Genomic DNA, 14,626 nt, shown 5'->3' with positions numbered 1-14,626 from the left:
GATGAAGCTTCATGAGTATCGGTCCAAGCAATTGTTTTCTCAAAACGGCATCCCGATCCCGCGGGGCAGGGTTGCCATGACGGCCCAGGAAGCGAAGGTCGTGGCGCAAGAATTGGGGAGCCGCGTGGTAATCAAGGCGCAAGTGCTGGTTGGCGGACGCGGTAAGGCAGGCGGAATCCGCCTGGTCGATTCGCCGGAAGAAGCGGAAGAGATGGCCACGCATGTGCTGGGGATGCACGTGAAAGGCTTGCCTGTGCGGCGAGTATTGGTCGACGAGGCAGCGGACATCCAATCGGAAATCTATCTCAGCGTCACGAACGACCGCAGCCGGCGTTGTCCGGTGATCATCGCCTCTGCTGAAGGCGGCGTAGACATCGAAGAAGTGGCGAGAACGAAGCCCGAAAAAATCGTGCGTGTTCACGTCGATCCCTTATTGGGCATGCGCCAGTATCAGGCGCGTCAGTTGGCGGCATCGATTGAATTGCCGCGGGAATATTGGCAGCAGTTCGGCAACATCGTCCGCGGCTTGTACGATACGTATGTCAACACCGACGCGACACTGGCTGAAATCAATCCCCTGGTCATCTCCGGCGACGATCGCTTACTCGCCCTGGACGGAAAAATGATCATCGACGACAACGCGCTGTTTCGCCGCCCCGAACTTGCGGAGATGCGGGACCTGGATGAGGAGGAACCGACTGAACGGGAAGCGCGGCGATTCAGCCTATCCTACGTGAAATTGGATGGAAGCATCGGATGCATGGTCAACGGCGCAGGATTGGCCATGGCGACGATGGACGTGATCAAACTCTACGGCGGAGAACCGGCTAATTTTCTGGACATCGGTGGAGGCGCCGGCGCAGATAAAGTTGCCGCAGCGTTCAACTTGATCTTGAAGGATAAAGGCGTGCGTGCGGTATTGATCAACATATTTGGAGGCATCACGCGCTGCGACGAGGTGGCGCGCGGGATACTCGCGGCGATGAAAGAAGTCGAAGGAAATCTACCCATGGTCGTCCGGCTGGTAGGAACCAACGAGGAGCAAGGCCGGCACTTGCTGCATAATGCGGATATGGTTGTGGCGACTTCCCTGAGCGATTCCGCACAGAAGGCCATTCAATTGGCGTCGGAGGGAAAGTCAGCATGAGTATTCTCATTGATGCGAGCACGAATCTTCTCGTGCAGGGGATCACGGGTCGTGAAGGATTCTTCCATACCGTACGGATGATCGAGTACGGGTCGAAGATCGTGGCAGGCGTCACACCGGGTAAAGGCGGCGAGTGGGTTTACGAAGGGAAGATCCCGGTTTTCGACACGGTGAAAAGCGCGGTCGAGACGACCGGCGCCGATACCAGCGTGATTTTCGTTCCGGCCAGGTTTGCCGTCGACGCGATGCTAGAAGCGACAGATGCCGGAATGTCGTTGTGCATCTGTATTACGGAAGGCGTTCCTGTTCAGGACATGATGCGAGTTCGGCAGTACATGGGCCAGAAGGGTGTGCGCTTGGTTGGACCGAATTGTCCGGGAATCCTCACACCGGGAGAATGCAAAGCCGGCATCATACCCGGTCACATCACTCAACCTGGCTCCGTTGGCCTCGTATCTCGATCGGGAACGTTAACCTACGAAGTCCTTTATGCGTTGAAGCTGGCTGGCATCGGCACATCGACTTGTGTAGGAATCGGCGGAGATCCGGTCAACGGGACGTCCTTTATCGACGTGTTGGGCATGTTCCAGGCCGATCCGCATACCGACAAGGTAGTCCTGATCGGAGAAATCGGCGGGAAGGACGAAGAACTTGCCGCGGAGTACATCAGCGATCACATGACGAAACCGGTGGTGGCTTTCATCGCAGGACAATCCGCGCCGCCCGGGAAACGCATGGGGCATGCCGGGGCGATCGTGGAGGGAGGTTCCGGGCTGGCAGCTGATAAAATCAAAGCATTGGAATCGGCTGGCGTGATTGTGGCGGATCAGCCTGAAGCGATACCTTCTTTGTTGTGAAGCGTTTTTTGAATTATTGCCGAAGTAGTGTAGGCATGATGCTCGAGGGAATTCAATGACCACAAAACGGGAGCGGTTGGAAGCGGCGTTCGCCGGGGAAGTGGCAGACCGACCTCCGGTCGCATTATGGCGTCATTTTCCTGTGGATGATCAGGATCCTGAATTACTTGCCAAGGCGGCCGCGCTGTTCCAGAAAACGTACGACTTTGATTTCGTGAAGGTCACACCAGCGTCCTCCTATTGTCTTAAGGATTGGGGTGTGAGAGACGAGTGGCGAGGCGCGACGGAAGGCACGCGTGAGTACACGCAGCGAGTGATTCAATCCCCCGATGATTGGCCGAAGTTACCAAAGCTCGATCCCCAAAAGGGATTCCTCGGCAACCAGCTGCGCTGTTTGGAATATCTCAAAGCGAATCTGAGTGAAGAAGTTCCCATCATTCAGACGATATTCAGCCCGCTGGCACAAGCGAAGAATCTGGCCGGGATCGATCGTTTATTGGCTGACATTCATCGTGACCCCACGAAAGTCGAGGCGGGGCTCGAGGTCATAACCGAGAGTACGGTTGCCTTCGTTGATGCGGTTTTCGAGATGGGCATCGATGGGATCTTCTACGCAGTTCAACACGCCTCATATCGCTATTTTGATGTGGAATCGTACGATCGTTTTGGAAAGGCTTACGATCTACGAATCTTGGGCCGAGCTGCAAGTGGATGGTGCAACGTGCTTCATTTGCATGGTGAGGCGCTCATTTTCGAACTGGCGCAGGAATATCCGGTTCAAGCCGTAAATTGGCACGATCGAGAGACCTGGCCGGATCTACGCACGGGGAAATCCCACGTTCGAGGCGCCGTGTGTGGCGGTGTGCGCCGGGAATCGATGGTGTATAAAAATGCATCTGCTGTTGCGGAGGAGGCGCAGGACGCCCTAAATTCCACGGACGGTCGCGGCGTGGTCCTGGGGACTGGTTGTGTGGTTCCCATCATTGCGCCGCATGCGAACATCCTCGCCGTACGCGACGCCGCGAATTGCGTGTAGCCACCAAATACGATGAGTGGAATTCGTGTAATTGCCGGAGAGGCAAAAGGGCGTAAACTGCTCCGTGTTCCGGATCGAGAGGTGCGTCCGATCGGAGATCGGGTAAAGGAAGCGCTTTTCAACATCATCGGCCGCGAAATTGATGGAAGCACATTTTTGGATCTTTTTGCGGGGACGGGAAGTGTGGGGATCGAGGCGATCAGCCGCGGGGCACGACTTGTCGTCTTTGTGGATAACAACCGCCGCGCCATAGAGACAGTCGAAAAGAATCTAGAACTGACGGGTTTTCGTACGAAAGCGCAGATTTTGCACACCGATGCGTTATCACTTCTTTCTCGAAACGTTGAAGAACCGTTCGACTACGTATATGTTGCTCCGCCGCAGTACAAAGGCCTTTGGTCGAAGGCCATCAAAACGATTGACTCCAACCCGGGTTTACTCAATCCGGATGCTTGGGTGATCGCTCAAATGCATCCGAAGGAGGCTGAGGACCTGAATTTGAAGCATCTCGAGGAGTTCGATCGAAGGAAGTACGGAAACACGATGTTAATCTTCTATCTACACGGCGGTGCGTGATTTTTCACGGAAATAAGTCGATAGACAAATTCCCATCGTCGTCGTAACGATAAACGGCGGAAAATGTTTCCCTTGATCGGTAGCAGTCCAGCGCACGCGGGATGATAGTGGGCAAGTCCTCCACCAAATCCAGATCGCGGAGGGATTTCAACGGAACCCATAGCGGTTGACCTTCCGGGCTGGGACGAATTTTGGTAGACGGACTTTCCCCGACGAAGACGTAGAGACCAATGCCGGTTTCTTCTTTCACGTCGACGATCACCACGCCACACAGACGCAGGATCAGGGGCTCCAGGCCGGTTTCCTCACGAATTTCACGTTTTGCTGAAGTCAGCGGATCTTCCCCGCGTCGAACGTGTCCGCCGATGCCGTTGAGCATTCCACTCCATGCCCCACGATCTGCTGCGATACGCAGCAACAGCAGTTGCTCATCTCTCAGGAGGAAGCAGAGGGTGCGCGGGATGACGGAATAACGGCCTGGTTGAATATTCTGGTCAGATAAAGGCAATTCGTTGACTCATCCACTTCCGCATGATGTCGAACCCCGGATTGCGTAGATTATACTCGTGATGGGCGCATATCGAGGTACTATGTAAGCTTGCATGAATATCGGGTAAGATGGTTTCGGTTGCCGCTCGATCTGGGACAAGCTATAATCTTGTCAAACCGCTTGTAAGATGCATAAAGCTACAAGGAGTGAAACATGGGCGATCCCATGGAAAAAGCCACGGAGGGAAAAGATTTAGTCGGTAAGATTCAAAACTTCATCGCAGGCTTTTTTGGGTATTACGATCGAGAACGACGAAGAGATGCCGATAAAATGCTGCGCGAGACTGTCGCTGAACGCTATGAGGAACAATGGAGCCGCATTTCGGAGCTGCAAAGACAACTGGTCTCCGAAGGAAAACTCGAGTACGTCGATGACATCGAATCGGCAGCCGTCAAACTTCGTGGATTTATCGACCGCATCGCCGGATCGTCGTATGGATATGCAGGATTTTTCGATGCGGTCCGTATCAATCAAGATGAATTAGATAAACTCTACCAGTTTGATCTCGCCTTGTTGGAAGGCGTGAATGAGGTATCCGCAGCGATCGACGAGCTCACGTCCGCAATGGCTACAGAAGAACTTCCGGATTCAATTCACAATCTGGTTGCCGTTTGTCAACAAGCAATCGCTGCGTTTGATCGACGCGACGAGGTTATCCTCGAAGCCGCTGAACTTGAATAGATGAGGAGAGAATAACATGGCTCGAATATTCGACGTTGTTGAAAACCCGGATGAAATGCGCGATGAGATCGTACATCGCGTACCGGATAGTGGAGCGGGGGATTTCCGCATTGGTAGTCAGGTCATCGTGAGGGAAGCACAGAATGCGGTGTTCTTCCGAGACGGGAAAGCGTTGGATACGTTTAGCGCAGGACGCCACACGATCAGCACGGCAAACATACCCTTGCTCATCGATCTGCTGGGAACGGCCTTCAAGGGGCGTTCACCATTCACGGCAGAAGTCTATTTCGTATCAATGCGTGAATTTGTGGATCAAAAATGGGGCACACCGCAACCCATTCTGGTTCGCAACCCAGGCATGGCGTTGGGTGTAGCGCTGCTTCAGGGGTACGGCACCTACAGCTTTCAAATCTTCGATGCGCAGCAATTTGTCACACAGATCGTGGGCACGGCAGGCATCTACTCGACGAAGGAAATTGAAGGCCGGCTGCGATCCATGCTACTCTCTAAGCTGCAGGATCTGCTCGGCGAGACGACAAGCGCCAAGACGGTTCCGGAATTGATCGGATTGGTGGAGGAACTCGGCGCCGGGGTCCGCGCCAAAGCGCAAGATGACTTCAAGGCGCTCGGTTTGACTTTGAAATCCTTTTACATCGAAAGCCTCAAACCTTCGGATAAATCCGCCGAAGAGCTGCGTGCAATGGGTATGCTCGACATGGCTACGTACACGCAGCTTCAAGCCGCTGATGCCATGCGCGATGCAGCGCAGAATCCTTCAGGCGGCGCAGGCCTGACCGCCGGAATCGGCGCAGGAATGGGTATCGGGGACGCGCTGTCGGATGCGATCCGTGGACGAAATGCGGGTGCGAAGCAGGGTGGTGGAGCTGCGAGTGTGCCGGACGTGATGACTCCCTCGGAAGCGGCAGCGTATTTGAAGGTCGCAGAAGAGGATGTGATCGCCGCCATCGAGGCAGGGGATTTGAAAGCCAAGAAGATCGGCAAGGCATACCGCATTAGCAAAGAGGCCCTGGACGGCTTCCTGAGCGAGTGATTTTTCGGCAAACATAAACGACGGAGCCGGGCTTTTGCCCGGCGCTTTCTTTTCGTCTCTGTAAGCTGCGAAAATTCTATTCTGAAAGCTAACCTTCGAACCGGCCTATCAGCAAGCAGGCGTTTTGACCGCCGAGGCCGAACGAATTGGATAGGGCGACGTCGACCCTGGCTTCGCGTGCTTGATTGGGGACATAATCCAGATCGCACTCGGGATCCGGCGTATCGTAATTGATGGTGGGGTGTATGATTTCGTCGCGGATGGTAAGCGCACAAGCGATCGCTTCGATCGAGCCCGAAGCTCCCATCGCATGCCCGATCATGGATTTGGTAGAGCTGATGGGGATATCGTAAGCTCTTTCCCCAAACACCTGCTTGATCGCCTTCGTCTCGGCAATGTCCCCAACCGGTGTGGATGTGCCGTGGGCGTTGATGTAGTCGATGTCCTCAATCGATAAGTGGGCATCTTCGATACAGCGGCGAATCGCAAGCGCTGCGCCTATCCCTTCCGGATCCGGTATGATCATGTGGTAGGCGTCGTTGGAAACCCCGGCTCCGAGAATTTCCGCATAGATGTGAGCGTCACGGGCAAGGGCGTGCTCCAACTCTTCGAGAATCAGGATGCCGGCCCCGCCAGCGGAAACAAAACCCTCCCGATCGGCGTCGAAGGGCCGCATCGCCTTTTCGGGATTATCGTTGTAATTCGTTGCCAAAGCCCGCATGGCACAAAAGCCCGCCAGCGCGATCTCGGAAACCATGTATTCCGCGCCGCCCGTGACGGCAACGTCGAATTCCCCCAAACGGATGAGGCGCATTGCGTCTCCGATTGCCTGTGTCGAAGCGGCGCAGGCCGTGGTAACCGTACTGTTATAGCCGCGAAATTGATATTTCTCGGCAATAAAGTACGAGGGTGTATTCGGCCAGCCCTTTAAAATTTGGAAAGGAGATAAGCGTCCCAGACGACTCGAAGCCAACTGCTGGATTGATTTTTCAGTTTCTTCGACGCTCATTCCGCCGGCGTGGCCGAGAATTACGGCCACATCGTCGCGGTTGATGCGATCGAGATCCAGGTGAGAATCTTCGAGCGCTTCCGTTGCCGCGGCCACTGCAAATTGGCTTGATGACGCCATGTTCCGCGTCTTCTTGGCTGGAATGTAGTTGAGGGGATCAAACCCCTTGAGTTCGCCAGCGATCTGGCATGGATATTTGCTTGCATCCAGGGATGTGATGCGGACAACGCCGGATTTGCCGGCCTTGAATGCGGCCCATGTGTCTTCCATGTTGAAGCCGATCGGTGTGATCAAGCCCATGCCGGTGATCACGACCCGGCGATTTGACGTGTCCGGTGAAGTATTAGAATGGGTATTACGGTTTTTCGTCACGTATCAGGTGCCTCCTGACTCATTTTGTTTGAATACAACACCTCAACCGATGCGGCGGAGTACGATGCAGGCGTTTTGGCCGCCCAAACCAAAGGAATTTGAAAGCGCAGAATCGATGTCATTCAATTCCCGCATGCCATCTGTCACATAATCCAGATCGAGTTCTGGATCAGGGTTTTCATAATTCAACGTACCGTGAATCTTGCCGCTGTCGATGCTCAGCGCACACACTACGGCCTCGATGGCTCCGGAGCCTCCCATGGCGTGCCCGATCATCGATTTCGTCGAGGAGATCGGTATCCGGTAGGCGTGTTCACCGAACAACTTCTTGATCGCGATCGTCTCCATGGCATCGTTGGCGGGCGTCGATGTGCCATGCGCGTTGATGTAACTGATCTGCTCGGGTTGGATACCCGCGTCCCGGATCGCCCATTCCATGGTGCGCGTGGCGCCAGCAGCCGTGGGATCCGGTGCTGCGACGTGATAAGCGTCGTTGGAGCATGCATATCCGGCCAATTCTGCGTAGATTTTTGCTTCTCGCTCGCGCGCGTGTCCCAGACTCTCGAGAACGAGAAAAGCGGCGCCTTCAGAGAACACAAAACCTTCCCGCTTGGCGTCGAACGGTCGGGAAGCGCGTTCCGGATCGTCGTTGTAACTTGTAGGCAAAGCCCGCATGTTTGCGAACCCTGCAACGGTGTAGCGTTGGATCATGCCCTCGGCCCCGCCCGCGATCACGACGTCTGCCTTGCCATGACGGATGGCATGTGCGGCTTCACCGACGGCTTGGGTACCCGCCGCACAAGCCGTGGTGTAGGTGCAGTTGGGACCATATGCGCCGTAATGCAACGTGACATGAAATGCAGGCATGTTGGGCAGTGCGGAGGGGATGATGAAAGGATTGACGTGTGACCATCCCGTACTGCGCATTTGTTGGAGTCCTTCATCTGCACGTTCCAGCCCGCCTATTGCTGTACCGAAGTATACGCCCACGCGCTCGGCATTCTCAAGCGGCAGGGGCAATTTGGAATCGGCAACAGCCTTATGTGCAGCGACCAAGGTCAATTTCGAAACTCGCGACATACGCCGGGCATGTTTTATGGGGATGAAATCTCCTGGATCGAAATCCTGTATTTGGCCGGCGATCTGGCAGGGCAAGTCGGACGTGTCGAATGTATTGATGCGACGAACGCCGGATTCGCCGTTGAGCAGTGCTTGCCAGAAGTGATCGACATCTGAACCAAGACAGGTAACTACCCCCAATCCAGTAACAACTACACGACGGCGGTCAGCACTCATTCTTTCTCCTTATTCTGCATAACATCGAGACGGGATTGAATCGCCCTGCGAACTGCATCGAGAACGTCGTTTTGAACAGCTTGCCTGGCCATGCGAATTGCGTTGAACATTGCTTTTTTATCCGAACGACCATGGCCGATGAAAATAAGAGCATCCACGCCGAGGAGCAGTGCAGCCCCGTATTCGGAGGAATCGAGTTTCTTTCCAACCCGGCTGAAGGCTGGTTTTGCCAACAATCCGCCGATGGAAGAGATTGGTGACTGCTTGATCTCGGAGCGAATGGTTGTAATCAGGAAACTGGCAACGGCTTCGCTGGTTTTGATGAACACATTCCCGGAAAAACCGTCGCTCACGATGACGTCGGCTTCACCTCGATAGACTTCTTTTGGCTCGACGTTTCCGATGAAATTCAGGTCAGAAGCTTCAAGGATAGGAAACGTCTCCTTGACCAGCATGTTGCCTTTTCCGGGTTCTTCGCCGTTCGAGAGCAGCGCCACTCTTGGTTTCTCGATTCCGAAAACCTTCTCTGCATAGACAACCCCCATGATGGCGAATTGATACAGGTATTCCGGCTTACAATCCGCATTTGCGCCGATATCGAGTACGACGGCGAATCCGCCTTGGACGGGAATGCCTCCGGTGACGGCGGGCCGTTTGACACCACGAATCCTGCCGATACGGAACAGCGCATTGGCCATCGCGCCGCCGGTGTTGCCCGCTGTGACAAAAGCGTCTGCCTTGCCGCTTTTCAATAAATCCATTCCAATGGCCATGGAATTCGTGGATTTGCCGCGTGCCGCTGAAGCCGGTTTATCGGTCATCTCGAGCACTTCAGGTGCATGGACGACCTCGACGAGTTCTGTGGGAATCTTGCGTGCGTCGAGCATGGGTTGGAGGAGTTCCTTCTGGCCCACCAGCAAGATCGGCTCAGACCACTGCTCTGCGGCTTGTATCACGGCATCGATTTCCGGTTGAGGATGATCATCGCTGCCCATCGCGTCAACTACGATTCGCATCGGGAATACCCTCCAATCCATAAATTAAGCATCTATCGTTCCACTAGCGCAGACATATGTTACGACCGGCGGAATACATAATGGTGTTCTGCGCACATGTTGACAACCGTCGTGCCTGGGCTATAATACCGCAGAATTAGAAAATTACGATCACGCGCTGGTGCTGGAACTGGCAGACAGGCATGGTTGAGGGCCATGTGCCGCAAGGCGTGCGGGTTCGACCCCCGCCCAGCGCACTCTCATGAGGGATGCAAGAATGCATCCCCTTATTTTTTCCCCTAATAGAGGATTTGGTCGAAAAACGCTTTGGTCCTTGCCTCTTTGGGATGGGCATAAATTTCATCCGTCGGACCCTGTTCAATGAGTTTGCCCTCGGCCAGGAAGACCATCCGATCGGATGCCGCTTTTGCAAAACCCATCTCGTGTGAAACGACGACCATCGTCATCCCTTCCTGGGCCAGCACCATCATCACATCCAATACCTCACGGATCATCTCGGCGTCCAACGCTGAAGTGGGTTCGTCGAAGAGCATGATTTTCGGATTCATGGCCAGCGCGCGGGCGATCGCAACACGCTGTTTCTGTCCACCAGAAAGCTGGTCGGGAAAGGCATCCGCCTTCTCAGGCAAGCCAACGCGTTTGAGCAGGTTTTTGGCAATTTCGCACGCCTCTGCGCGATCGCGTTTGCGGATCAACTCTTGAGCCAGTGTGATGTTGTTGAGTACTGTTAAATGGGGAAATAGGTTGAACAGCTGGAAAACCATGCCCACTTCGGCCCGTAGACTATCCAGATCGGGTTTCGCATCCGTGACGCGAATTCCATCGACGACGATTTCACCTTCGTCGACGGTTTCGAGTCGGTTGATGCATCGCAACAAGGTCGATTTTCCACCGCCGCTCGGTCCGAAAATGAAGACGACTTCACCTCGATTGACGTCGAGGCTGATATCCGATAAGGCTTGAACGTGTTTGAAGCTTTTGGACACGTTCCGTATTTCGATGATCTTTTCGCTCAACGTGCGGTAACTCCTTTGCTGCGACGGAAGATTGATCTCAATCGATGACCCGTTTGCGGGTCAGGCTTTGTCTTAACTGGCGAAATACGTTGTTGATGGAAGTTGTGATGCCTTCTCCAGAATGTAATCGCTTTTCCAGGATCTTCACCCCCATCGAACCCAGCAGCGTCATAGAGAGATACAGGTAAGTGACCGTGTTCCAGGTTTCGAAGGTTCGAAACGTGCGCGAGCGATTCAGCTTTCCCAACTGCGTCAGGTCGCGGACAGCGAGAACCGATATGAGGGAAGAGTCTTTCAACATGGCGATGAGGTCGTTGCCGAGAGGGGGAAGGATCACGCGGATGGCTTGCGGGAGAATGACGTGCCGCATCGCCTGGAAGTAGCTCATTCCGAGCGAACGGGCCGCCTCCATCTGGCCGCGCTCGATCGATTGGATGCCGGCTCGAAAGACTTCTGCTTCATATGCCCCGTAGCCAAACGCCAAGCCCGAAATGGCACGTGCGAGCGGATCGATTTGTGTGATGTCCAATGTGGAAAGTGTGGTGCCAAAACCTCGGAGAAAAGAGAGCCAATTCGTTTCGAGGATGAGATTGCCGAGGCCATTCGCTCCCTGAACGACGAGCGGCACCAAAACGAAAGCGACGTAAATAATGATCACGATCATGGGGATGCCGCGTACGACTTCGACGTAAAAAGTGGCAATGTTATAGGTAATGGGATTTGAAGAAATACGTCCCATGCCCATGATCAAACCGATTACGAGGGCGATGGCGAAAGCAATCACACTGGCCGTCAGGGTTACCTGTAAACCTGGGGCGATGAACTCGAAAGCGTCCCGATAATTTTCGCGTTCGATGATGGCATACACGAGCAAGACACCAAGAAACAGCAAGAAAAGAGCCCACCACGGAAGATTCTTTAGACGCGTCGAGATGGGTACGATCCCCGGTTCTTTCCGCTTGTTTGCAGATGTTGGATTGGATTCAGACAAGAAAACCCTCCAGCATGTTAGAAAAAAGGGGCCGCGGTTTGCCCGCGGCCCCATTGTACAGCTCGTTGTTCTTATTCACCCCAGTATCTGTCGTAAAGGGTGTCCAGCATGCCGTTCGCGTCGAGTTCTGCGATGGCGTAGTTGAAGGGCTCTACAAGTCCGCTTCCCGGCGGGAAGACGAAACCGAGTTCCTCGGCGCCGGTTACCGGATTCGGAAGGAGCATGATCTTGTCCGGATTCTGATCGACAAATCCCTTGGCCGCTTCCTCGTCCATGATGACCGCACCGACGTCACCGGAAATGAGCGCCTGGATGGGCAGGTCGAAGGTATCGTAACTCTGGACGCGGTCCTCGCCGACCAATTCGATGGCCTTGGCTTCGTTCGTGGTGCCGATCTGCGTGCCGACGATGACGTCGCTGGCGATCAAGCTGGCTTCGTCGACGATCACGCTCTCGTCGGAGCGAACGACGATGTACTGTGCGATGACCATGTAGGGTATGGAGAAATCCACGACTTGATCGCGCTCGGCGGTGATCGTGACGCCGTCTGCGACGACGTCGTACTCGCCGGCGGCGGTGGCTTCGAAAATGCCTTCCCAGGCTGCTTCGACGAACACCGGCGTACAGTTGATCATTTCGCAGATGGCTTTAACCGCATCGTAATCCCAGCCGCCTGCCTCGTTGGTGTCCTCATCGATGTAGTTGAAGGGCGGGTAGGCGTTTTCCACGCCGACGCGGATCTCGGCTCCACCGAGATCATAGCCGGGCATTTTTTCTTCTTGCTGGCCCCAATATTTATTGTATAGCGTATCGAGTGTTCCGTTCGCTTCAAGTTCTGTAATGGCGTAGTCGAAAGGTCCGACAAGATCGCTTCCCGGCGGGAAGACGAAACCGAGTTCTTCGGCGCCGGTGATCGGCTCCGAAAGCAGCATAATCTTATCCGGGTTTTGCTCCACAAAACCTTTGGCCGCTTCTTCGTCCATGATCACTGCACCGACGTCGCCGGAAATGAGCGCCTGGATGGGCAGGTCGAAGGTGTCGTAACTCTGGACGCGGTCCTCGCCGACCATCTCGATGGCTTTGGCTTCGTTGGTGGTGCCGATCTGCGTACCGACGATGACGTCGCTGGCGATCAGGCTGGCTTCGTTGACGATTTCGGTCTCATCGGCGCGAACGACGATGTATTGGGCGATGACCATGTAGGGTATGGAGAAATCCACGACTTCATCGCGCTCGGCGGTGATCGTGACGCCGTCTGCGACGACGTCGTACTCGCCGGCGGCGGTGGCTTCGAAGATGCCTTCCCAGGCCGCTTCGACGAACACCGGCGTGCAGTTGATCAAATCGCAGATGGCCCGTACTGCATCGTAATCCCAGCCGCCCGGCTCATTGGTAGCTTCATCGATGTAGTTAAAGGGCGGGTAGGCGTTTTCCACGCCAACGCGGATCTCGGCTCCACCGAGATCGTTTAAGTCAGCTTCTGCGGGTTCTTGCTCCGATGGACCCGCCTCTTCCCCCACTGTTTTGCAGGCTCCGAGAAGTAGACTGCCGATCAGGATCAAACTCAATAGGGTAAGTCGTTTCATCTTCTTCTCCTCCTCATGAGAGAGTTAGACCACGGCGAAATCGAACGGCGTATTCGATTTCCTTCACTTCCTTATTACCACATAGAAATTTGATGTATGGGAATCATGTCGGATGTAACTCAGTATAACGATATAAAGGATAGACGGACTCGCCAAGAAAATCAAGTATGAAATGATCGCCTAATCAGATCCTTGCCATTCCTGGATGTGTATCGCGTCGGAACGCAGCGGCAGCAGCAAACCAAAGGTAACTGCGACGACCGACGGAGATTCGGAGGTGTAAGCATGTTCCGGGATCAGATTAAACAGCGGGGTAAGATTCGGGGACCCGCCCAGGATCTCGACACGTTCCGCAAGGGCGCGCAGGACCTTCGATTGTGCTTCCAGGGAGATGAGCGGGTCGTCGTAAAAAACGCGCAGGGCACTGATCACGGTCGGACCATCCATGTAATTCCCGGTCAGCGTGATGCCCTCGAGGTAGTCGATCAATGATGCATAGCCGACTTCATCCAAGATGAGGACTACATCGGGTTCGACGCCGGTGGATTTTTGGACGGCAGCGAGGAAGTTCCCATCAACTCCGTTATCGGGACTCCAGCCGAATGAATTCGCAAGTGGGATCGGGGATGCGGATGATTGTAGATCGGTCGGAAATCCATAAAGGACGATTTCTTTATCGGGAAAATGAAAAGTGGCAATCCATACGGAAAGCAATTGCGGATCGGATTGATTTAGGCGATCCACCCCGAGAATCAGCGCCGTCTTCCGACTTGCATCGGATTCGGTGGGAGGAGCGGCAGTTTTTTCTGCAGTATTATCTTGATTGGATAGATTGATGAGAACACTCAAAGCTCCCACAAGGAAGCAAAAGATGGCGATTGAAAGCAGCGGGATGCGGGAAGTTTCTCTCTTCATCATGGACTCAAATATGACGTCTGGCGACCGTCACGCGTCCAGATTTTACTCGTGCTGCGGAAATGCGGCAATCCGACGCGCCGGATTTCAGGATAACAAGGCGCGCAAGATCATGCCGGCGAAGGCTTTACCGGCGAAGTAGGAGCCGAACCCCGCAACGAGGTAGGAGGCTATTGCGAAAGGGTCGCATTCCCCCGACTTGCAGCGGATGATCCAGCCTAAAACACTCGCGATCACTCGCCAGAATGCCAGACGTAAGTGCAGTAAAGTAGAACGATAGATTTCAGTCATGTTATTTTGACGTGCTCATGCGCAGGATGCGACCATTTTCGTCTGCAATTACCCGAACGACGCGCCGCATCGTTCTTCCACCGGGTAATTGGGCGCTGCTTTTGAAAGTCAATTCGTATTGCGCGCCGTTCTCATAGCCGCCCTTTCGCTTCAAACTTGGACGCACGCCCTCCATTTCGGGAAATTTTCGGATAACTTGCTTGGTCAGCTTCGAAATCGTCGATTTTTCCATCTTG

The 14,626-nt window shown here is 54.4% G+C and carries 16 protein-coding genes and 1 tRNA gene; 7 read left to right on the top strand and 10 right to left on the bottom strand.

Annotation, left to right across the window (positions count from 1 at the left end):
* The first annotated feature begins 1 nt into the window (after position 1).
* The 4 genes from sucC to rsmD are packed head-to-tail and all read left to right on the top strand — an operon-like array spanning position 2 to position 3,616.
* Entirely contained in the window at positions 2–1,147 is a 1,146-nt protein-coding gene (gene sucC, locus P8Z34_01035; protein MEJ2549246.1) for an ADP-forming succinate--CoA ligase subunit beta, read from the top strand.
* Positions 1,144–2,004, top strand: a complete 861-nt coding sequence (gene sucD, locus P8Z34_01030; GenBank protein ID MEJ2549245.1) for a succinate--CoA ligase subunit alpha — start codon at positions 1,144–1,146, stop codon at positions 2,002–2,004. The genes sucC and sucD overlap by 4 nt, the downstream gene beginning before the upstream one ends.
* 55 nt (positions 2,005–2,059) lie before the next feature.
* Positions 2,060–3,040, top strand: a complete 981-nt coding sequence (locus tag P8Z34_01025) for a uroporphyrinogen decarboxylase family protein (protein ID MEJ2549244.1) — start codon at positions 2,060–2,062, stop codon at positions 3,038–3,040.
* Positions 3,041–3,052: 12 nt separating this feature from the next.
* A complete protein-coding gene (gene rsmD, locus P8Z34_01020; GenBank protein ID MEJ2549243.1) occupies positions 3,053–3,616 on the top strand; it encodes a 16S rRNA (guanine(966)-N(2))-methyltransferase RsmD in 564 nt (187 codons plus the stop codon).
* A gap of 4 nt (positions 3,617–3,620) precedes the next feature.
* Here the strand turns inward: rsmD and P8Z34_01015 are convergent, their stop codons facing one another.
* Complete coding sequence (locus P8Z34_01015) at positions 3,621–4,124, bottom strand: NUDIX domain-containing protein (protein ID MEJ2549242.1); 504 nt, start codon at positions 4,122–4,124, stop codon at positions 3,621–3,623.
* A gap of 195 nt (positions 4,125–4,319) precedes the next feature.
* Here P8Z34_01015 and P8Z34_01010 point away from each other — a divergent pair, with 195 nt between their 5' ends.
* Positions 4,320–4,847: a hypothetical protein gene (locus P8Z34_01010; protein MEJ2549241.1), complete on the top strand. Its 528-nt coding sequence runs from the start codon at positions 4,320–4,322 to the stop codon at positions 4,845–4,847.
* Positions 4,848–4,863: 16 nt separating this feature from the next.
* On the top strand, positions 4,864–5,898 hold the full coding sequence (locus tag P8Z34_01005; GenBank protein ID MEJ2549240.1) for an SPFH domain-containing protein: 1,035 nt from the start codon (positions 4,864–4,866) through the stop codon (positions 5,896–5,898).
* Between the two features lie 88 nt (positions 5,899–5,986).
* On the opposite strand, the gene fabF (P8Z34_01000) is transcribed toward P8Z34_01005, so the two are convergent.
* From fabF (P8Z34_01000) to plsX, 3 genes are read right to left on the bottom strand one after another with little or no spacing between them, the layout of a single operon-like run.
* Entirely contained in the window at positions 5,987–7,279 is a 1,293-nt protein-coding gene (fabF, locus tag P8Z34_01000; GenBank protein MEJ2549239.1) for a beta-ketoacyl-ACP synthase II, read from the bottom strand.
* A gap of 42 nt (positions 7,280–7,321) precedes the next feature.
* Positions 7,322–8,575, bottom strand: coding sequence for a beta-ketoacyl-ACP synthase II (fabF, locus tag P8Z34_00995; GenBank protein ID MEJ2549238.1), 1,254 nt, complete (start codon positions 8,573–8,575; stop codon positions 7,322–7,324).
* Entirely contained in the window at positions 8,572–9,591 is a 1,020-nt protein-coding gene (plsX, locus tag P8Z34_00990) for a phosphate acyltransferase PlsX (protein MEJ2549237.1), read from the bottom strand. Before plsX ends, fabF (P8Z34_00995) begins: the two co-directional genes overlap by 4 nt.
* Positions 9,592–9,745: 154 nt before the next feature.
* On the opposite strand from plsX, the gene P8Z34_00985 reads away from it, so the two are divergent.
* A tRNA-Leu gene (locus P8Z34_00985) sits at positions 9,746–9,827 on the top strand.
* 42 nt (positions 9,828–9,869) lie between these two features.
* On the opposite strand, the gene P8Z34_00980 is transcribed toward P8Z34_00985, so the two are convergent.
* The 6 genes from P8Z34_00980 to P8Z34_00955 form a co-directional block, all read right to left on the bottom strand.
* Positions 9,870–10,595 carry an amino acid ABC transporter ATP-binding protein gene (locus P8Z34_00980; protein MEJ2549236.1) on the bottom strand — a complete coding sequence of 242 codons (726 nt, stop codon included), beginning with the start codon at positions 10,593–10,595 and terminating at the stop codon, positions 9,870–9,872.
* A gap of 49 nt (positions 10,596–10,644) precedes the next feature.
* Complete coding sequence (locus P8Z34_00975) at positions 10,645–11,598, bottom strand: amino acid ABC transporter permease (protein MEJ2549235.1); 954 nt, start codon at positions 11,596–11,598, stop codon at positions 10,645–10,647.
* Between the two features lie 71 nt (positions 11,599–11,669).
* On the bottom strand, positions 11,670–13,184 hold the full coding sequence (locus tag P8Z34_00970) for a transporter substrate-binding domain-containing protein (GenBank protein MEJ2549234.1): 1,515 nt from the start codon (positions 13,182–13,184) through the stop codon (positions 11,670–11,672).
* Between the two features lie 180 nt (positions 13,185–13,364).
* A complete protein-coding gene (locus P8Z34_00965) occupies positions 13,365–14,099 on the bottom strand; it encodes a hypothetical protein (GenBank protein MEJ2549233.1) in 735 nt (244 codons plus the stop codon).
* Positions 14,100–14,186: 87 nt separating this feature from the next.
* Positions 14,187–14,390 (bottom strand): hypothetical protein, encoded by a 204-nt coding sequence (locus P8Z34_00960; protein ID MEJ2549232.1) that lies wholly within the window; start codon positions 14,388–14,390, stop codon positions 14,187–14,189.
* A 1-nt stretch (position 14,391) separates the two neighbouring features.
* Entirely contained in the window at positions 14,392–14,622 is a 231-nt protein-coding gene (locus P8Z34_00955) for a hypothetical protein (protein MEJ2549231.1), read from the bottom strand.
* Positions 14,623–14,626: the final 4 nt, after the last annotated feature.

Source organism: Anaerolineales bacterium, assembly GCA_037382465.1.
GTDB lineage: Bacteria > Chloroflexota > Anaerolineae > Anaerolineales > E44-bin32 > WVZH01.
This window is presented reverse-complemented; position numbering and strand designations above follow the sequence as displayed.